Origin of the sequence: Pseudomonas sp. AP42 (assembly GCF_001728935.1) — a bacterium.
Taxonomy (GTDB): Bacteria; Pseudomonadota; Gammaproteobacteria; order Pseudomonadales; family Pseudomonadaceae; genus Aquipseudomonas; species Aquipseudomonas lactis.
In genome coordinates this window covers 1-20823 of sequence record NZ_LYSO01000019.1, presented here as the reverse complement: position 1 = coordinate 20823, position 20823 = coordinate 1, and the positions used below count along the sequence as shown (strand labels likewise).

Annotated in this window: 6 protein-coding genes and 2 pseudogenes; 6 read left to right on the top strand and 2 right to left on the bottom strand. The window is 60.8% G+C overall.

The window, feature by feature from the left end; all coding sequences use genetic code 11:
• Positions 1-20 precede the first annotated feature (20 nt).
• The 5 genes and pseudogenes from A7K61_RS34060 (at position 21) to A7K61_RS09900 (ending at position 12228) form a co-directional block, all read left to right on the top strand.
• Entirely contained in the window at positions 21-10346 is a 10326-nt protein-coding gene (locus A7K61_RS34060; protein WP_305884793.1) for a filamentous hemagglutinin N-terminal domain-containing protein, read from the top strand.
• Positions 10343-10585, top strand: coding sequence for a hypothetical protein (locus A7K61_RS09910; RefSeq protein ID WP_032803693.1), 243 nt, complete (start codon positions 10343-10345; stop codon positions 10583-10585). The genes A7K61_RS34060 and A7K61_RS09910 overlap by 4 nt, the downstream gene beginning before the upstream one ends.
• A 230-nt stretch (positions 10586-10815) precedes the next feature.
• Positions 10816-10920, top strand: a pseudogene (locus tag A7K61_RS31145) (transposase); the annotation flags it as partial.
• A gap of 4 nt (positions 10921-10924) precedes the next feature.
• A pseudogene (locus tag A7K61_RS09905) lies at positions 10925-11680 on the top strand (MFS transporter); the annotation flags it as partial.
• Positions 11681-11766: 86 nt separating this feature from the next.
• Positions 11767-12228: an SRPBCC family protein gene (locus A7K61_RS09900; RefSeq protein WP_069557497.1), complete on the top strand. Its 462-nt coding sequence runs from the start codon at positions 11767-11769 to the stop codon at positions 12226-12228.
• A gap of 144 nt (positions 12229-12372) precedes the next feature.
• On the opposite strand, the gene A7K61_RS09895 is transcribed toward A7K61_RS09900, so the two are convergent.
• Both A7K61_RS09895 and A7K61_RS09890 read right to left on the bottom strand, forming a co-directional pair.
• Positions 12373-17328, bottom strand: coding sequence for a hemagglutinin repeat-containing protein (locus A7K61_RS09895; RefSeq protein WP_069557496.1), 4956 nt, complete (start codon positions 17326-17328; stop codon positions 12373-12375).
• A 106-nt stretch (positions 17329-17434) separates the two neighbouring features.
• Positions 17435-19150, bottom strand: coding sequence for a ShlB/FhaC/HecB family hemolysin secretion/activation protein (locus A7K61_RS09890; RefSeq protein WP_069557495.1), 1716 nt, complete (start codon positions 19148-19150; stop codon positions 17435-17437).
• A gap of 471 nt (positions 19151-19621) precedes the next feature.
• On the opposite strand from A7K61_RS09890, the gene nadA reads away from it, so the two are divergent.
• Complete coding sequence (gene nadA / locus A7K61_RS09885) at positions 19622-20680, top strand: quinolinate synthase NadA (protein ID WP_003193840.1); 1059 nt, start codon at positions 19622-19624, stop codon at positions 20678-20680.
• The last annotated feature ends 143 nt before the right edge of the window (positions 20681-20823 follow it).

Here is a 20823-nt window from a genome sequence, read left to right as displayed (position 1 = left end):
AGTTGCAACGAGAATTTGAAATGGATGTTCGCCAATTTGCCTTCCTGGTTCGCCAGCCTTCTGCTGCCCTGAAAAGCCGTGACGCGTTCCTCGGCCTGCCCAAACGTGGCCTGGCACTGATCCTGGCCAACGCCCTTTTCTGGCAACCGCTGCTGGCTCAAGCCGAAGGCATAGTGGTCAGCGCGCCAGGCACCACCGTGGGCGCGGCGGGCAATGGCGTGCCGGTGGTGAACATCGCCACCCCCAATGGCAGTGGCTTGTCCCACAACCAGTTCAAGGACTACAACGTCGGCGCCAACGGCGTAATCCTCAACAACGCCACCGAACGCACTCAATCGACGCAACTGGGCGGCCTCATCCTCGGCAACCCGAACCTGCAAGGCCGCGCCGCCAATATCATCCTCAACGAAGTCAACGGCGGTAGCCCCAGCCAACTGCGCGGCTACACCGAAGTGGCGGGCCAGTCGGCCAAGGTCATCGTCGCCAACCCCTACGGCATCACCTGCAGCGGCTGCGGCTTCATCAACACCCCCAACGTCACCCTGACCACCGGCAAACCAATACTCGATGCAAGCGGCCAACTGCAGCATTACCAGGTCGATGGCGGCGCCGTCACCATCGACGGCCAGGGCTTGAATGCCGACAACGTCGACCGCTTCGAAATCATTACTCGCTCGGCCAAGATCAATGCGCAGATCAACGCGCGCAACTTGAGCGTGGTTGCCGGTCGTAATGATGTCGATGCTAAAAGCCTGCAAGCCACTGCCCGCGCCGATGACGGCAGTGCCAAGCCGGAGCTGGCGATTGACTCGACGGCGTTGGGCGGGATGTATGCCGGGGCGATCAAACTGGTGGGCACCGAGGCCGGGGTGGGCGTGAAGCTCGACGGTACGTTAATGGCCAGTGGCGGTGATATTCAGCTCGATGCCAATGGACGACTGAGTTTGGCCAATGCCAAAGCCAGCGAAGCGGTGGTGATCAAGGCCGGTCAATTGGACGCTGCTGGGGCTGTGTATGCCGGCACGCGAATCGATGTACAAACCACGGCAGGCCTGAGCAACCAGAAAAGCCTGGCGGCCCGCGACAGCATCACCGTGACCAGCGGTGGGGCGCTGATCAACAGCGGCATCATCGAAGCCGGCGTCAACGCCGATGAAAGCCGCAATGCCAGTGGCGATGTCAGCCTGCACGCGGCGAACCTGAGCAATAGCGCCAGTGTGGTCGCCAGCCGAACCGTCATCGCGACAGCCAACCAAACCTTGAACAATCAAGGCGGTACACTGAGCGGTACCACCGCTGTGATTAACGCCGGTCAACTCGACAACCGCGGCGGTCGTGTACTGGGTACGGACTCGCTCAAGGTCACGGCCACCGGCCTGGATAACCGCACCAACGGTTTGCTGCACAGCGAAAACAGCACCGACGTTACGGTAACCGCTGCGCTGGATAACCAGAGCGGTCGCGTGATCGGCCTGAAAAACCTGACGCTCAACGCAGGCCAACTGACTAACGATAACGGTCTGGTCGCCAGCCAGGCGCAAGCCCATGTATCCGCTGGGCAACTGAGCAACCAAGCGGGTGAAATCTCCGCCAACCAGACCACCGTGGCCGCCACGACCGTGGATAACCGTTCCGGCAAGTTGCTGGGCAGCAACCTCAACGTGACCGCCAGCGGTGCCATCGATAACCGCCTGGGGATTTTCTCTGCCACCAGCCTGCTGACGGTACAGGCGGCCAACCTGGATAACCGCGACAAAGGTTCCATCGCCAGCCAAGGCCTGATGAACCTGACCGTCACCGGGCTGCTGGACAATCGCAATGAAGGCAACCTGGCCAGCCAGGGTGCTCAGCAAATAACCGCCGGGCAATTGAACAACAGCCAGGGCGGGCTGGTATCCAGCAAAGCCACAATGACGCTGCGCGGCGACACCCTGATCAACCAAGGCGGCTTGGTGATTGCTGACGATGCGTTGACCCTCACCGGCGGCGATCTGGATAACAGCCAAGCAGGCGTGATCAGCACCAAGGCCACTGCACACGTGCAACTGAACCAGTTGAACAACAGCAGCGGCGGCAAGTTGGGCAGCGATGGTGCGCTGACCCTCAACGCCAACCGGCTCGAAAACGGCGCCGGTCGTATCAGCGCCAAGGGCGACTTGCAGGCAACGGTCGGTGTGCTAAATCAACAAGCGGGCGAACTCGTCAGCGACGGTGCCCTGACACTGCGCGGCACCTCGCTGGACAACCGCAACGGCGGCCTTGTCGCGGCCACCCAAGGCGTGGACCTGCGCAGCCAGACCATCCTTAACCAGCAGGGCGAGATCTCCAGCCAGGCCAAGGTGCTGGTAGTTGCCGACCAACTGAACAACACCACCGGCAAAGTCATTGGCGACAGCGGACTGACCCTCACGGTGCAACGCCTACTCAACCAGAGCAAAGGCTTGCTGGCGGGGCGCGAGAGCCTTGTGCTGAGCGGCGCACAACTGGACAACAGCCAAGGTGGCCGCGTTACCAGCCAAAAAGACCTGAGCATCACCCTTACCGGCGCCTTGCTCAACCAAGGGCAGGGCACGCTGCTCAGCGAGGGCGGGTTGGCGGTCAAGGTTGGCACGTTGGACAACAGCCAGGGCGGCATTCTGTCGGCGGCCAATGCGCTGTCGATCACCACGCAGGGCCAACTGAACAATCAGGCCGGCAAATTGCTGGCCGATGGCTCGGCCACGTTGGTGAGTGCTGCGCTGAACAACAGTCAAGGCGGCGTGATCAGCGCCAAGCAACAGGTTGATGTACGCAGTGCCGGCTTGGACAATAGCCAGCGTGGCAGTATCAGCAGTGATGCTGGTATCACCCTCAACGCAGGGCAACTGGACAACAGCCAACAAGGTTCGATCTTCGCCAAGTCCACGGTCAAGGCAACCCTGAATGGGCTGGACCAACATGACCGTGGTGAGCTGGTCAGCAATACCGGCATCGAACTGGACTTGAACCATGGGCAACTGATCAACCGTGACCACGGCCTGATCGCGACCCCCGGCCAATTGCTGTTGAACAACCTGGGCAGCGTCGACAACAGCCAGGGCGGTGAGATTTCCAGCACCCAGTCATTTCTGTTGGCGGCCGATGCGCTGAATAACCGCGGCGGCAAAGTCATCAGTGGCGACAGCCTGCAGGTACGTATTGCCAAAGCGCTGGATAACAGCGTGGAAGGTGTACTGTCCGCCAAGAGCGTTCTGCAAGTGGCAGCCGAAAGCCTGGACAACCAGGCCGGTGGCGCACTCGCCAGCCAGGGCGCGCTGGACCTGAAGGTCACCGGCGCACTGGACAACCATAACCAAGGGCTTATTTCCGCTGCCACAGCCTTGACCACTAACGCAGGCTCGTTGGACAACAGCGACAAGGGCCGCCTCTCGGCGGGCACCCACCAGGGCCTCAACACCGGCGCGCTGGATAACTACCAAGGCGGACGAATCGTCAGCGACGGTAGCCAGACAGTCACTGCCGCCAATGTGGATAACCGCGCGGGTGTGATCGGCAGCCAACAGGCGCTGAACCTGACCACTGCCAACCTCGATAACACTGCCGGGTTGATCAATAGCCAGGCGGACCTGACCCTGACCGGGCAAACAGTCGACTCAAGCCAAGATGGGGAAATCTCAGCCAAAGGTGATTTGACGCTCATCGTCCAACAGCTGATCCAGCGTCAGGGCCGGTTGATCGGCGAACGCGCCGTAACCCTCGACCTGCAAGGCGGCAACCTCGATAACAGCGCAGGCTTGATCAGCGCCAGAGGCCCACTGACGTTCGCACGCCTGGCCAACCTGACCAACCGTGAACAAGGCGAAATCTCCAGCCAGGCGGCGTTCACCGTGGCCGCCAAACGCATCGATAACGGCGATCGCGGAGTCATCCTCAGTGCTGATCAACTACGCCTTGAAGCAGATGCTGTGGTCAACGCCAACAAGGGCTTGATCTCCGGATGGAACGGTCTGACGGTGGTCGGCAATAGCCTCGACAACAGCGCCGAGGGCACGTTGTCGAGCAGGAGCGGCACCCTGCACACCGACCTCACAGGTGTATTGGATAACCACGCAGCGGGTGCCCTGGTCAGCCAGGGCAAACAAACCCTTATCGCCGGCAGCCTGAACAATGATCAAGGGATCATCTCCGGCCAGGCTGATGTCAGCCTCAACGTGGCCGGCCGCTTGGAAAACAGCAACAACGGCTTGATCTCCGCAGCCCAGCACTTGGACTTCAATAACGCCCAGAGCCACATTCTCAACCGTGGTGGTCGGATCAACGCTGCCAGCCTCTCACTGCTCGGTGAAAGCCTGGACAACAGCGGCGGGCAGTTGATCAGCCAGGGCACCCTGGAAGGCACCTTCAGTGGTGCGCTGATCAACGCCAACAACGCCCGCCTGGCCAGTGGCGCAGCCCTGTTGCTGAACGCCGCCAGCCTGGACAACCGTGGCGGTCAACTGGTCAGCCAGGACCGCCTTGACCTGACCCTCGCCAAGGGCGACCTGGATAACAGCGCCAAAGGCACCCTCGCCAGCCAGAAAGACCTGGTGATCAAGCTGTTGGCCGGTGACGTGCACAACCAGCAAGACGGCCTGATGTTCAGCCAGAAGGGCAAGCTCGACCTTACCGCCCGCACCCTCACCAACTATCAAGGCACGCTGCAAAGCCAAACCGATAATCGCCTGCGCCTCAGTGGCGCCCTGAACAACCAGGGCGGCCGCGTCGACAGCCTCAGTGGCAACCTGGACCTGCAAACGGCCAGCGTCGCCAATACCGCAGGTGGCATCCTCAACAGCAGCCAAGGCTGGATCAAGCTGGTCACTGGGCTGTTCAACAACGGCAGCGGCATCACCCAGGCGCAGTCGTTGAACATCGAAGCCAAAGGCGGCCTGCTCAACCAACTGGGGCATCTTTCGGCCCTTGGCGGCGACAGCCAGATTGTCACCACTACCCTGAATAACCAGGGCGGCGGTGTGTATGCCGACACCTTGCTTAAAGTCACCGCCCAGGACTTCGACAACCAGGGCACAGCGGCCAACAACGGTGGCAAGGTCGGTGCGCGCACCATTGACTTCGGCCTCACCGGCACCCTGAGCAACCGCAATGGCCTGATCGAAAGCGACGACACCCTGAGCCTCGTCGCGCAGACCATCGACAACGTCAGCGGCAACCTGCGCGCCATGGGCCGGGTTGGCACCACTGATATTCGCACCACGGGCCTGTTCGATAACCGCTTCGGCGCGCTGGAAAGCGCCAACGAAACCCTCAACCTGCAAGCGGCCAGCCTGGATAACAACGGCGGGCGTATCGTCCACACTGGCGGCGGTAAATTCGACCTCACGTCCGATCAAGTCACCCGCGCCGGCGGCAGCTTCGTCACCAACGGCCAACTGGACATCAAGGCTGCCAGCTGGACCAACAGCAGCGTGATCCAGGCCGGGCGCCTGAACCTCGACATCGGCCAATTCACCCAGACCGCAAGCGGGCAATTGCTCGGCGCACAAAGCCTGACCGGCACGGGCGACACCTGGACCAACGACGGCCTGCTGGCCAGTGACGGCACCCTCAAGCTGACCCTCACCGGCGGTTACAGCGGCAACGGACGGGTCAGCAGCCTGGGCGAGATGACCCTCGCGGCGGCCAACCTGGACCTGGGCGAGAATGGTCGTATTGCCGGTGGCGCGCTTACTCAAATCACGAGCACCAACGTCTTGAACAACCGTGGTCGCCTGACGTCCGTAGGTGATCTGACGGTCAACGCCGCCACCTTGAACAACTACGGCACCCTGGGCGGCTCCGAAAACGTTCGCCTCAACGCCACCCATCTGCTCAACGAAAAAGGCCTGCTGTTCAGCGGCGAAGAGATGACTCTGCGGGTCAACGACTTCAGTAACCGCTTTGGCGATGTCTACAGCCTGGGCGGCCTCGACATTGCTCGCGATGATGCCAATGGGCGCAGTGCGCTGATCGAAAACGTCTCCGGTACGCTGGAGAGCGACGGCAATATGCGTTTGCTGGCCGATACCCTGAGCAACCGGCGCGACCAGTTCACCACCGAAAAAAGCCTGGTTTCCGGGAGCATCAGTGTCTACGGCAACGACTACTGCAAAGGCAAGGGCTGCGAGCTGAAGTTCAGCGGCGTCGAAACCTATGAGGACGTCATCAAAGGCAGCTCCGCCTCCGCATTCATCAATGCCGGTGGCGACCTGACGGTGGGCAGCCAGACCTTCGATAACCTCTACAGCTCGGTATCGGCCGCTAAAAACATCCTGATCAACACCGACGTGCTGAACAACACCGGCGCTGCCGGCGGTGAACAGCGTAATTTCGGTTACGCCTACTACACACGCAACCGGTCGGCTTACTCGTTGCTGATGAGCGAAGTCGAACAGTTCAACCGCAGCAACGATCCCAACTCAAGTGACTATAAGCCGGGTGCGTACACGTTCGACCAGTTTGTTGAGAAGACGAGGTTCTCGGACACCTTCTTCACGTCACCTATCGACTACACCGTCCCCACCTCTGGCAGCGTGATCGCCCAAGCGGTGATCCAGGCAGCCGGCTCGGTCACCGTTAACGCAACCAAAGAAATCAACAACAGCGTCATCCGCCCGAACGCCACCGACATCGACACCCCGGTGGCCAACCGCAACACCAACTCGGATGTATTTGCCTCTACCGTAAAACCGGCCATCACTGCGCAGCTACCGCCAGACCTGGCCCAACGCCAAGTCAATCCGGTGACCTTGCCGGGCTTCAGCCTGCCAACGGGTGAGAACGGCTTATTCCGCCTCAGCGGCCAGGCCGCGAAGGCCGGTGCAGCGGGTAAAGCGGATACCGCCAAGGGTGACTTCAACGCAAACGGGCGTGTCATCACCGCCGCCGACCGCGAGAAAACCCTCGACTACAGCGCCGTGCAAGAGCGCGGCTTCAGCCTCGACGGCCAACCGGCCAGTGGCGCGGTCAACGGCCAAGGCCCGTTGGCCTTGGACAGCCGCGCCCAATCGGTCACCCGCGTACAAGGCCTGCCGGACATCGCTCCGGTAGACAACAGCCACAAATACCTGATCGAAACCAACCCGGCGCTCACCGACCTCAAGCAGTTCATGAGCTCCGACTACCTGCTCGGCAAACTGGGCTACAACCCCGACACCAGCTGGAAGCGCCTGGGCGACGGCCTGTACGAGCAGCGCCTGATCCGCGAAGCCGTGGTGGCCCGCACCGGCCAACGCTACATCAACGGCCTCGCCAGCGACGACGCACTGTTCCGCTACCTGATGGACAACGCCATCTCGTACAAGGACTCGCTCAACCTGCAACTGGGCGTGTCGCTAACTGCCGAGCAAGTCGCGGCACTGACCCACGACATCGTGTGGATGGAAGAAGCCGAGATCAACGGCCAGAAAGTCCTCACCCCCGTGCTCTACCTGGCCCAGGCCAACAACCGCCTGGCCCCCAACGGCGCGCTGATCCAGGGCCAGGACGTGAGCCTGATTACCGGCGGCGACCTGCACAACAGCGGCACCCTGCGTGCCACCAACAACCTGAACATGGTCGCCGGGAACATCGACAACAGCGGCCTGATGCAAGCCGGCAACCGCCTGGAAATGCTCGCCACCGACTCGATCCGCAACACCCGCGGCGGCATCGTCAATGGCCGCGACATCAGCGCCACCGCCGTGACCGGCGACATCCTCAACGAACGCACCGTCACCACCTTCAAACAGGACGGCCAGGGCTACCAACTGCGCAACGACGTGGCCAGCGAAGCCTCCCGTTTCGAAGCCACCGACACGCTCAAACTGAACGCCGGGCGCGATGTGCTCAACCTCGGCAGCAACCTCAAGGCCGGTGGCAACGCCAGTGTCACCGCCGGGCGTGACGTGCTGATCGCCAGCCAGACCGAACAGGACGACTACGCCTACCAGCGCCGCCGTATCAGCGGCACCGAGCAAACCATCCTGCAACACACCTCCGCTGTGGACGTGGGCGGCAACCTCGCCATCGACGCCCGCCGCGACATCGCCGTGGTCGCCAGCACCGTCAGCGCCGCCAAAGACCTCAGCGTCAAAGCCGGCGAAAACCTGACCCTGGCCGCCGCCGCCAATGAAGAACACGAGTACTCCAAAGGCAAAAAAGGCGGCACCAAAACCACTACTCAACTGGACGACGTCACCCAACAAAGCGCCGAACTCAAAGCCGGCGGCGACCTGGTCGCCATCGCCGGCACCGACCTGACTTTGGTTGCCAGCAAGATCAGCGCGGGCAACGAAGCCTATGTGCACGCTGATAACGAACTGCAAATGCTGGCGGCGCAGGACAGCCACTACTCGCTGTACGACATGAGCAAGAAGGGCAGTTGGGGCAGCAAGAAGACCCAGCGTGATGAAGTGACCGATGTGAAGAATGTCGGGAGCGAAATCAAGACTGGGGGTGATTTGACGCTGGAGAGTGATGGGGATCAGAAGTACCAGGCGGCGAAGCTTGAGAGTGGGGGGGATATTGCGATTGTCAGCGGCGGGGCGGTGACGTTTGAGGCAGTGAAGGATCTGCACGACGAGAGCCACACCAAGAGCAAGGGCGACCTCGCCTGGACCAGCTCCAAGGGCAAGGGGAATACCGACGAGACGTTACGCCAAACGCAGATGATTGCAGAAGGCAGCGTCGTGATTAAAGCCGTCGATGGCTTGAAAATTGACATCAAGCAAATCGATCAAAATACGGTTAGCCAGACGATTGATGTGATGGTCAAGGCTGACCCGCAACTGGCTTGGCTAAAAGAGGCCGAGCAGCGCGGGGACGTGGATTGGCGCCAGGTTAAAGAACTACACGACAGTTTCAAATACAGCAATTCAGGCTTGGGCGCCGGCGCGCAAATCATCATTGCGATCATCGTTACGTACTTCACGATGGGGGCCGCCAGCGGTGCAATTGCCGCAGCTGGTTCGGGGACATCGATGGCGAGTGCCACGGCTGTTGGGACTGCGGCCACGTCTGCCGGATGGGCCAATGCTGCGGGCAGTACCGTGCTTGCTGGCATGGCGAGTAACGGTGCGATCAGCGCCATCAATAACCGTGGAAACCTGAGCACCGTCTTAAAGGATGTCACTTCCAGCGACGCGATGAAAGGCTACGTGGTGTCCGGCGTCACTGCGGGCTTGACTGCAGGTGTCTATGACAAATGGACCGGCACTCAGACAGGTACTTCCACTGCACTCCCCAACTCAGGTGCAGTAGCCACCGTAAGTCCGTTGAGCACCTGGCAAGGCGTGGGGCAGTTCACCGCCAACCAAGTACTGCAAAACGGAACATCCCTATTGGTGGATCGGGCGCTCGGGGGCGAAGCCCGTCTTGGCGACGCGTTGCAGAGTAGTTTGGCTAACGCATTTGCGGCTTATGGATTCAACCTGGTTGGGGATATTTCCAAGAACCGGTTTGCAGAAGGTGGCATTACCAAGATTGGGCTACATGCCTTGATGGGCGGGTTGGCAGCTGAGGCTTCTGGAGGAGATTTCCGCACAGGCGCTCTGGCAGCGGGTGTGAATGAGGCATTGCTGGATAGCCTCGCCAAGAATTACGCCGACATGCCCGATGACCAGAAAAAAGGTTTGCTGGTCATGAACTCGCAGTTGCTTGGTGTGCTTGCGGCATCGGTACAGAGCAATGCTGATGCGGATAGCCTGCAAACTGGGGCGTGGGTTGCGCAGAACATGACGCAATACAATTTTCTGGAACATCTCCCACCGGGCTTAAGTGAATACGGATCAGCGGCGACTACTCTGGCAAAGGACATGCTGGAAAAAGGTGCCACTAACGACCAAATTGCCCAAGCACAGCTGAAGCTGGCCCAAGGACAAGGTTTTGAAGGGGTTCAACCGGCTAACGAGTTCGTCAAGGCTTGGGGCTATTTTATGGCCGGTGAACTCACCGGTGCGGGGCTCGCGGCTGTATTAGGTCGGCTTGTGATGGGAGGTGCAAAAGGATTGCCTTCCGCCCTGCAAAATTTCGGCGGCCGCACTTTCGATGATCTATCTGCCGCAGCTTCAAATCCTATCAATAAGGAAGGTCTGACAGAGGCTGCTAGGGCGCTCACAAAGCATGCTTCTGGCCAGCGAGCTACTGGAACGTTCCCAAAACTCACAGGTGGAATTGAAAAGCAAAATGCAACTGCACTCGGTATTATTGATGACGTTCTCAAGAATCCAAATTCAACATTCTCAAATTTGAGTCGCGGTGGGCTAGAGGTCCGGGCTCCCGATGGAAGAGGTCTGCGCTACAATAAGGATGGCTCATTTTCTGGGTTTTTGGACCCTAAGGCGAAACCATGAAACTTGAAAGTAATTCGGATTTTGAAGTTCTGGGCTTTAGTGATAGTCGCTATAAAAGGCTAACTGCGGAGATTCAATATAAAGGTGAACCTATTGCTCAAGTTAATCAGGATAAAGGGGGGGACGCTTTAGAGGTGGAGATCTTTGCTGACTTAAGTAGCGCGACTTTGAGAGTTCCATTCTCTGGTTTTTTTGAGGCGATGATTTTAGCGAAAGACTTCATTGTCGAGTCGGGGTGAAGCTAGAAGAAAAAATGGGGCAAATTTGAGCGTCACTTACTTGACAAGAAATAGCGAAAAAAGGGGGCAGATTTATTTTTTTGAAGAAAAGGGGACGGGGGACGGATTTATTTTATTGAGAAAGGGGCGAATTTATTTTTCAGCCATTTTTGCAATGGAGACTAAAAAAGGGGACAGATTTATTTTTTTCCATTTGCTAGGCTGTAATTCTCTAAGGAAGGAGGTTACCTATGCCCAGAGTGGGACGTGTCGTTTTGCCCAACTATCCTCATCATGTTGTACAGCGTGGTCACAACCGCCAGGTGGTCTTTGCTGCCGAGGAAGACTACCAGCGCTAAGCGCCTGCTCAAGAGCTACAACTTCGGCGTGGCCAGCGCAGCGATGTTCATCTTTGGCGCGGCCACCTTCGGCCTGGTGTTCCTGGTGCCCCATTACCTGTCTCAGTTGCAGGGCTACAACGCCCGGGAGATTGGCATCAGCCTGATCGCCTACGGCATGGTGCAACTGGTACTGGCGCCGTTTATGCCACGCCTGATGCAGTGGCTCAACCCGAAACTGATGGTCGCCAGCGGCTTCTTCATCATGGCCCTGGGGTGCTACCTCGGCGCGCACCTGGACGTGGACAGCGCCGCCAACGTGATTATTCCTTCCACTGTGGTGCGGGGCATCGGCCAGCCGCTGATCATGGTGGCGCTTTCCGTGCTGGCGGTGTCTGGCCTGGCCAAGGATGAGGCCGGCTCGGCCTCGGCCTTGTTCTCCATGCTGCGTAACTTGGGTGGTGCCGTGGGCACGGCGGGTCTGACGCAGATCGTGGCCATGCGCGAGCGCTTTCACTCTGAGCGGGTAGGGGAGTCGATCACGCTGTTTTCCCCCTCCTTGCAAGAACGCCTGCGCGCGAGCATGGCCGACAGCGAGGCTTTCATCTTCAACCAGCTCTTACCCGCTCAACAGCAGGTGATCGACGGCTTGATCCACACCGTGCGGCGCGAGGCGTACCTGATGGCCTACAGCGATGCGTTCTACGTGGCCTGTGTCGCGTTGATCGTGTGCGGTGTCGCGGCCCTGGCATTACGGCAGTCAGCCAAAAACGCATAACCACGCCAAGCAGGTGTTGAATGTGTACAGCTCACTGCGTTGGGTAGGCGCCCACTATCCGCCCCCCGGAAAAAAGGAGCTCTCTTATGCAACAACCCGATACCCTGGTTCGTAACCCAGTCGGCAACCCTGTCGTCGCCAGCGTCAGCGTGAAGGCCGATGCACGCAGTGTGTGGAATGTGGTCGGCGATTTCGCCGGTTTCGCGAAGTTTATTCCGGCCTTGTCTCATATCGAGATGACCGGCGAGGGCGTGCGTTCGGTACGTAAGAAGTTGTTCAAGGACGGCAACGTGGTGATTGAGCAACTCAACAGTCATGACGATCAAGCCATGACCATGACCTGGTCGCTGATTTACACCTCCCTGAACATTGGCAACCTGTGGGCGCTGATGGAGGTGGTGCCCCAAGGCCCGACCCAGAGCCTGGCGACCTGGACCATCATTGGCCAGCCCTACGCGGACGGCCAGGAAGACGTACCGGCGTTCGAAGCCTTCCTGCAAGGCTTTGCCGATGACGCGATGAAGAACCTACAGGCACTCTTCAACTGACGGGCACGCTGAAAATGTGCCTAGGTGTAGGAGCGAGCTTGCTCGCGAAAAATCCGAGGACGCCGCGTACTCTGAGCATGCCAGCGTCATCGTTGACGTTCTTCGCGAGCAAGCTCGCTCCTACAGTGGGGTGGGCATTACCCTTTAGTTGATGGCCTGATCAATCCCCGCCTGCAAGGCCTGGCTTTCACTGTGCCCACCCGCGCGCAGCGGGCCCAGGTTGAAGGCTTGGTCCTTGCGCGTGGCGTCGTCGTGTTTCTGGGTCAATTCATCCTTGGCACCCAGGGCCAGGTTGACCGGTGACGTCGAAACGTTCAGCCCGACATCGGCACGGTAGTCACTGCCGGCCAGTGTGGTTGCGGTGACCTTGGAGCCACCCAGCTCGACCTTGCCATTGGGCGCACTGATCCGCGCGCCCGTGAGCTGCGTATCACCCTTGACCTGCAGGTTGACGCCCTGGCTTGCGCGAATGCCTGACGCCTGGGTGACGCTGTCTTTGACCACATGGCTGACATCCAGGTACAAGGTCGGCGTGTAGCTGGTGTTGCCGCTCTTGTCACCGAACAACACATTCTCGGCAGTATTGGCCACCGTGCTGCCGGTGGTGTCTTTGCCACTGACGGTGTAGCTGTCGCTGGTTTTTGGCCAGACCTTATCCTTGAAGCCAGACAGGCGTGTGCCCAGGGCATCGGTCTTGTCTGCCAGGTAAGCCTTTGCCTTGTCCACGCGAGTGCCGAAGGCGCCACGGGGCTCTGGGTTCACGTCGTAGCTGCCACTGCGGGTGAGTTTTTCGCCCAGTCGTTCCTTGGCATTGACCACGCTGTTGACCACGCTGTCCTTGGCCGAAGCCAGGTGCCCGGTGCCCTTGTCGACGACGTTCTCCAGCTTGTCGCGATGCTTGTCGAACGCGCCTTCAGCCTTGGCTTTTACCTTGTCCTTGAGCGGGCCGGTGGTTTTGGCCAGTTTATCGACCACCCCCGGCTGGTTCTTCTCGACATCCAGCCTGGCGTCGACATTGACCTGGGTGCTGTTGACCTGGTCCTTGCGGCTTTCGACGACGAGGTCGCCGCCCACCGTGCCGCTCACCTTGTCGGCGTCGATACGCGCTCCGGCCAGATGGGTATCGCCGGCACTGTTGAGGGTGACGTCACCTGCCGTGATCAGGCTGTTGTGCTGGGTGGTGCCTTTCAGGTGATCTACATCGACCTTGGCCCGCGCATTGATGCCGCGCTGGGTCTTGGGTGTCTCATGTTCACCGGCGTCGGCCAGGGTGGTTTTGCCGACGCTGCCTCCTGCGCCCAGGGTCACGCCCCAGTTGTTATGGGCCTGGGTCGATTGCGCGGACTCCTGCAGGATGCCGCCATGTTGCGCATCGAGGCTAACGCTGGCTGCGCTGACCTGAGTGCCCTGCAAGTGGATGGCATCGGTTGCATCAGCGCCGCTGGCGAGGCTGACCTTGCCGCTGCTGTGCAACTGCCCGACGACGGCGCTCTGGTCGTTCTCCGCCACTTTGCCAATGTTGAAATTGGCGCTGAGGCTGCCGGTCTTGCTGCTGCTTTCGGCGCTGCTGGTCTTGCCGGCGCCGAGGGTCAGGCCGCCGCCCAGGTTGCTGCCATTGCTGACGTGGCTGTCGGTGGCGGCTTGCAGGTTCAGCTTGCCGCCGGCATTGAGGCTGATATCGCCAGCCTTCGCGCCCGTGCTGCCGATCTGCGTGCCTTGCAGGGTCATGTCAGCGCCACTGCTGAGCTGCACGGGGCCGCTGCCCCGGATGGTCGCGACCTGGGCTTGGCTGTCCTGGGTGTCCAGGCGCTTGTTATCCAGCTGCACACCGGCACCGAGGTTGACGTTGCTGCCATTGGCGCCGGGTGCGGTGCCCACCGTCAGTGAGCCGTTGCCGCGCAGCGTGCTGCTGTTTTTGCTCTGGGTGTCGGTGGCCTGGTTGAGCGCCAGCTCACCGCCGGTCTTGAGGTTGACCCCGGCCTGGCCGCCGTCGAACTGGCTGCCTTCATAACGGGCATCGCCCTTGGCCTCGATGCTCACGCCTTGGCTGGCCACATAGCTACCGACTACTGCTGTGCGGGTGGATTCGCGCACATCGCTGCTGCCGCCCAGGCCGCTGCCGCGCACGTTCACGTCTTCACCGGTGGTGGTGTAGACCCGCACGCCAGCCTTGGCGTCGACGCTTTGCTCGCTGCTGCTGTGGGTGTTGGCCGCTGCCGTGGCAAGGTGCTCGCCGGCCTTGATGTTCAGCCCGCCCTCGGTGGCGCGGTACTGGGTGCCCTCGTCCTGCAACGTGCCGGCTGCATTGACCTGTACCGTGGCGCCACTGAACTGGCTGACCACAGCGGTGCTGTCTTGCGTTGTGCCGGTTTTGTTCGTGTGCCCGACTTCCACATCCAGGCCGACATTGGGTTGCTCGAACGCATCCAGCAAACCGGGCTGATGGAACTTGGCCTGGGCCACGCCCTCGACGGCTTTTTCGATCGGGCGGGTAATGCCCCGGTATTCGACATTGGCGCCGACGTCGGCGGTCCAGCCGTTTTCCTTGTGGGTGCTGGTCTCGGTGGAATGGGCGGCCTGGTTGTTAATCTGGCCAGCGTTGACCTGCAGCTCGGCGCCGGCCTTGGCCTGTGCACCCTCGCTGGTGAAGGTGTTGCCAGCGTTGATGGTCAGCTTGCCGGTCGCGGCCACGGCGCTGGTTTGCGCGGTGGTTTTTTCAGTGGTGTCTTGGCTGCTTTGGTGGCTGAACTGAGCGCCACTGCCTGCGCGATCAATGCCGCCGGTGTAGTAGAAACTGCCGCCGGTGGTGGTTTCGTCGACGGCTTCGGTGCGCTTGTCGTGGGCGGCCAACAGCTCGACGTTCTTGCCGCTGACGGTGGCATCGCCTGCGGTTGCCTTGAGGTCCGAACCCTGGATGCTCACATCGCCACCGGCTTTTACCACGACGCTGCCGCCCTTGAGGCTGGAAGCCTGCTGCTCGGTGGTGTCGGTCGTGCGGGTTTGCTGCTGGTCTTCATAGCTCAACCCCGCACGGTACTGGCGGCTGACACCCTCGGTTTCCTTGGCGTAGCCATCGAAGCCACGGGTATGGGTGCGGGTGGTGTCATGGGTGGTGTTCTCGGCGGCAACGACCTTGACATCGCCTTTGGCATCCGCCTGCAGCTCACCGCCAGCCGACACCTGCGAGCCACTGACGCGGATGTCCTGAGCGCTTTGCAGCTTGAGGTTGCTGTCCGAGCGCAGGTCGCTGGCGACCACGGTGCTGTCCTTGAGGTTCTTGCGGCTTTCATCCTTGGAGATGCCGAAGAACTTGCTGTCATTGCTGTAGCGGTTGTCGTGGGAGGTGTCCTGCACGCCGTCGATCACCAGCGAACCTTTGTCGCTGATGACACTGGCCTGCTTGCCGCCCCGGGCCTGGCTGCCGCTGATGCGCACGTCGTCGGCCTTGACGATCAGCTTGCCATCGGCGTTGACCTTGCTGCCGGTGTTCGACGTCTTGCCCTGGTTGCCGTCGCCGTTCTTGCCGAAGAAGCTGCCGCCGGTGAGGTCGCCGGAGTAGGCGTTGTCGCGGCTGCTCTGGGTACGGCTGGCGCTGGTGATTTCCACCTGCCGGGCGGCCAGTTGAATATCGCCGGGGGTTTTCAGCTCGGCGCCTTGCAATTGCAGCTTCTGTTGGCTGGTCAGCTCCAGTGTCTTTCCGGCCTTGAGGCTGCTGGTGATGCTGCGTTGTTCGCTGCTGGATTTATCCCAGTTGGCTTTCCACAGGTGCTTGCGATGGTTGCCCTGGTCGCGGGTTTCATGGGTTTCGGTGGCGGCGTTAACGTGCAGGTCGGCACCGCTGTCGACGCGCAGGGTGTTGCCCGCTTCCACATGGCTGGCTTTGATCTCGGTGTTGGCGCCGGAAGACAGCGCGGCATCCTGTTGCGCCACGACCTTGTTGCCGTGCTGGCGCGAGTCTTTGTCGGTGGTGGTGCGGTCGTAGGTTTCGTAGGTGAACAGGAAGTTGCTGTTGTTCCACTGCTCACGCTTTTCCTGGAGCTTGCGGCTTTCCAGGCTGCTGAGGGTCAGGTTGCGGCTGGCGTCGAGTTTGACGTTGCGCCCGCTGACGTCGGTGGCGGCCAGGTTCAAGTCCTTGGCACTGTGCAAGTCGATATCGCCCTGGCGGCTGTGCACGCCAGCGCGGGTGGCGTCGAGGCTGTCGGCACGCACCTGGCCGCTGATGTCGAGGTCACCGGCCGAACTGATCTTCACCCCGTCAGTGCCTTGCACCTGCACGCCGCCCACGCGCACACCGGCGCCTTCGGCGGTGCTGATGATGTTGATGCGCCCGGCCTGCATGGCGCCGAACAGGCGCGCGTCGATGCGTTGGTCCTGGGTCTTGCTGGCCGGGTCCACCTGGCGCACTTGCCCGCTGGCGAAGTCGACCTGATTGCGGCCCACCGTGAGGTTCAATTGATCGCGAGCACTGAGGCGACCTTCGCTGTCGATGCGCGGCGCGATCAGGTTGATGGAACCTTCACGGTTTTGCAGGCCCTGGCCTTGCACTGTCAGTTGGCCGTTGGCATCGCGGGTGCTCAAGGCTTGCAGCTTGCCGTCGTTGAGTTCGGGGCGGCCGACCACCAGGTTGGCATTGGGCGTGTTGATGAAACTGCCGCCATTCACCGAAATGCCGTTAGGGTTGGCCAGCACGTAATCGGCCGCCTGGCCGAAAATCTCCTGGGCGCCGTTGAGAGTCGAGGCGTTGCGGCTGATCACTTCGTTGAGGATCACGCTCGCCGCCTGGCCCTGGAACTGCGGGTTGGCCGCCAGCTGCCCGGCGAGTTGGGACTGGCCGGCCTGCAAGGCGTTGTTCAACACCACACCCTGGCGGTCGACGTTGTAGTCCAGGAACTGGTTATGGGACAGGCCACCCGCATTCGGTGCGACGATGTTGACGATGGGTACACCGCCCTGGTTTTGCAGTTGCGGCGTGCCGCCAGGGCCTTCGACGACGGTCAAGCCTGCGGCGAGCGCGAGCTGTGGCAGCAGGAACAGGCTGGCAATGGCCCAGCGCAGTTTGCCCTGGGGTGAAAGGTGGAAGCTGTGTGGAGTAGTCGGCATAAATAATCTCGCTCTGTGTTGGCTGATCCACGACGCGCGTTGTGCGTTGCAACGCTGCTGGGGTGGTCAGGTACGGCGGTGACTCAGGCTAAACACGGGTGTGGGCTCATATCTGCACGCTAAGGCGCGTCAGCCAGACCTCCGGCTCCTGGCGAAAACCCGTGGGGGTGTTGAGGTTGCGTTGGTAATCGACGTCGAACTGCACGTTCTTCCAGCTCAGGTTGAGCCCCGCGCTGGCGCCGCTCAGGCGTTGGCTCTGGGCGCCGTGTTCGTGTTTGACCCAGCCGTTGTCCAGGCCCAGGCGCGGGGTGAGTTTCACCGGCAAGTCAGTGTTGAGTGGCAGGCGCAAGGTGTTGCGCCATACCGCGCCAATGGCACCGGAGCTGCTGTTTTCGCGGTAGCCGCGCACAGCCGAGTCATCGGTAATCAGCAGTTGTTCGATGGCGGGCAATGCATCCGGGCTGTACTGCACCGACAATTGGCTTTGCCACTGCCACGGCTGCGCTGCCCATTGGCCGTTGCGCCATTGGGTGAGGTTGGCGCGGTACTTTTGAAACTGCGCCTTGGGCCGGTTTTTCTGCACTTGGTCGGCATCCCGGTCGGCGCCGAACCAGGTCAGGCCCTGGGCGTAGTTGACGTCCAGGTTCCACACCGCGCTGTTGAGCCAGAACAGGTTCAGGCCCGCTTCGGCCACGGTGAGCGTGGGGCTCTGGATGTCCAGGTGTACCTTCTGCAGGTAGCTGTCGACGTCTTTGTAGGCCAGTTGCAGGTTGGCGCTCAGTTGGTGGCCCTGGTCGCGCCACAGCACGCGGTCGCTGCGCAGGCTGACCTGATCGGTGCGGCCACTGTTGTAAAACGTGGTGCGGCTGAGCTTGAACGGCGAGCGGTACTCGGCATGGCTGGCGAACAGGCTGTAGGTCCAGTAACCGTAAGGGATGGAGTAGAACAGGCTGTGGCTGCGGCTGTAGCGCGGCCCATGGTTGAGCGTGTCGCTGAAGCTCAGGTTGAGCGAGTCGTTGATTTGCAGCGGGCTGTCCAGGCTCAAGTTGATGGCATTGCGATCACGCCCGGTGCCAGCGCTGCCGAGGTTATCCACCCCCAGGCCCAGGGCCCAGCGCGAGGCACTGCTGCGCGAGCGCAGGATGATGCGCGACGCGCCCGCCGTGCTGCCGGGGGCGATGTCGGCGGTGAGGTCCACCGAGCGCAGGCGGTTGAGCTGGTCCAGGCCCTGTTCAAGGTCTCGCAGGTTCAGGGGTTTGCCGAGCATCCCGGGGAATGCCCCGCCTAATGAAACGGGCAGGCTCTGGTCGGCCAGTTCGATGGCTTCCAGGTAGCCTTCTTCGACGTGAATATCCAGCGGTTGCCCGGCGGCGGGCGCACTGATCAGGTAGGGGCGGCTGGCGATATAACCGGCCTCGACATACAGCCGGGTGATCTCGGCCAGCAGGCGGTTGATCTGCGTGACGCCCATGCAAGGCGCCACGTAGGGCTCGATATGTTTATTCAACTGGGCACGGCTGAACAGCGTGACCCCGGCCAGGCGCCTACCGCTCAAGGGCCAGCAGTGTTCATCCTTGGCGATGTCTGTTGGCAAGGCCGGTGTGGCCGCTGGTGTACCGAAGCTGCCACGTTGCATCTGGCGTTGGCGCTGCTCCAGTTGTAATTGCTGCAGGTCGCGTTGCTGTTGCTGCTGCAAGCGCAGGGCTTCCTGGCCTGGCTGCGGCGCCTCGGCGCCAGCCACGGGCAGCGCCCACAAGCAGAGCAGGGCGATGCCCAGGTTCCGGGTACAGCACAAGTGTCCGGTTGAGAGCAGGTTTGGCACTCGACATCCTTAACGTAGAAATACACACGATCCATACCGTCTGAGCCAACGTTGAACTCAGCGGTAATTGCCCTACTTGAGTGAGTGGTCGACGGTTTGTTACATCGCTGTAGGATTTATTACACAAGACGTAAGAAAAATCGCGTAATTCAGTGCATAAATGCACAAATTTAGTGCGCGCCGGGGTGAGGGGACCTGATATTCCTGATTTTTCAGAGGCGGGAGAGGGGCCGGGGCGGTTTTGATTGTTGTGCGAGCGTCACCTAATCGGCGTTTCACGGCCAGGGATTGAGCACTTTGCCTGGTCACCAGATTAGGCTTTTGAATCCATTGGATATTCTGTAGCCTTGCGCAGCTTTAGCTTTACCCGTGCTTGATGAACAAAAACACTTCGTCCGGCGGCGCCCGAAGGGCTCCGGAGCCGGTGGTACACTCGACTTTCGCGCTACTGCGCCTGCAGGTCTTGCGAACATGACGCACATTTCCGAACGCCTACTGGTTCAAGCCCACCTCGACGCCAAGCAGCCCAAGGTGCTCAGCGCTGCCGAAGAGGCGAGCCTGCGAACCGCCATTGCCGCCGAGCTCAAGGCTCAGGACGCGGTGCTGGTTGCCCACTTTTATTGCGACCCGGTGATTCAGGCCCTGGCCGAAGAAACCGGCGGCTGTGTTTCCGATTCCCTGGAGATGGCGCGCTTCGGCGCTGCCCACCCGGCCAAGACCGTACTGGTAGCCGGCGTGCGCTTCATGGGCGAGACCGCCAAGATCCTCACGCCGGAAAAACGCATCCTGATGCCGACCCTGGAAGCCACCTGCTCCCTGGACCTGGGTTGCCCCGTGGATGAGTTTTCTGCGTTCTGCGATCAACACCCCGAGCGCACCGTGGTGGTGTATGCCAACACCTCGGCGGCGGTCAAAGCCCGGGCGGATTGGGTGGTGACTTCCAGTTGCGCGCTGGAAATCGTCGAGAGCCTGATGGACAACGGCGAGACCATTATCTGGGGCCCGGACAAACACCTGGGCACTTACATCCAGCGTCAGACCGGCGCCGATATGCTGCTGTGGGACGGTGCCTGCATCGTCCACGAAGAGTTCAAGTCCAAGCAGCTTGAAGACATGAAAGCGCTGTACCCGGATGCGGCGATCCTTGTGCACCCGGAGTCACCGACCTCGGTGATCGAACTGGCGGACGCAGTGGGCTCCACCAGCCAACTGATCGCCGCTGCGCAACGCTTGCCGAACAAGACTTTTATCGTCGCCACCGACCGCGGCATCTTCTACAAGATGCAGCAGCTGTGCCCAGACAAAGTCTTCGTCGAAGCGCCCACCGCCGGTAACGGCGCAGCCTGCCGCAGTTGCGCGCACTGCCCGTGGATGGCGATGAATACGCTGGAGCGTACGCTGCAGTGTTTGCGTGAGGGCAGCAATGAGATCTTCGTGGAACCGGCGGTGATTCCGCAGGCGGTACGGCCGCTCAAGCGCATGCTCGACTTTACCCAGGCTGCACGGTTGAAACTGGCCGGCAACGCCTGATCTTCAGGCTGAGCACAAATCAAAATGTGGGAGCTGGCTTGCCTGCGATAGCTATAGGTATCTACATAGTTCTATAGCGCAGTAACCACGATGCGAAGCGAGCCGCTCTTGATCTTGATCTGCTTTTGATCTTAGGCGCCCCG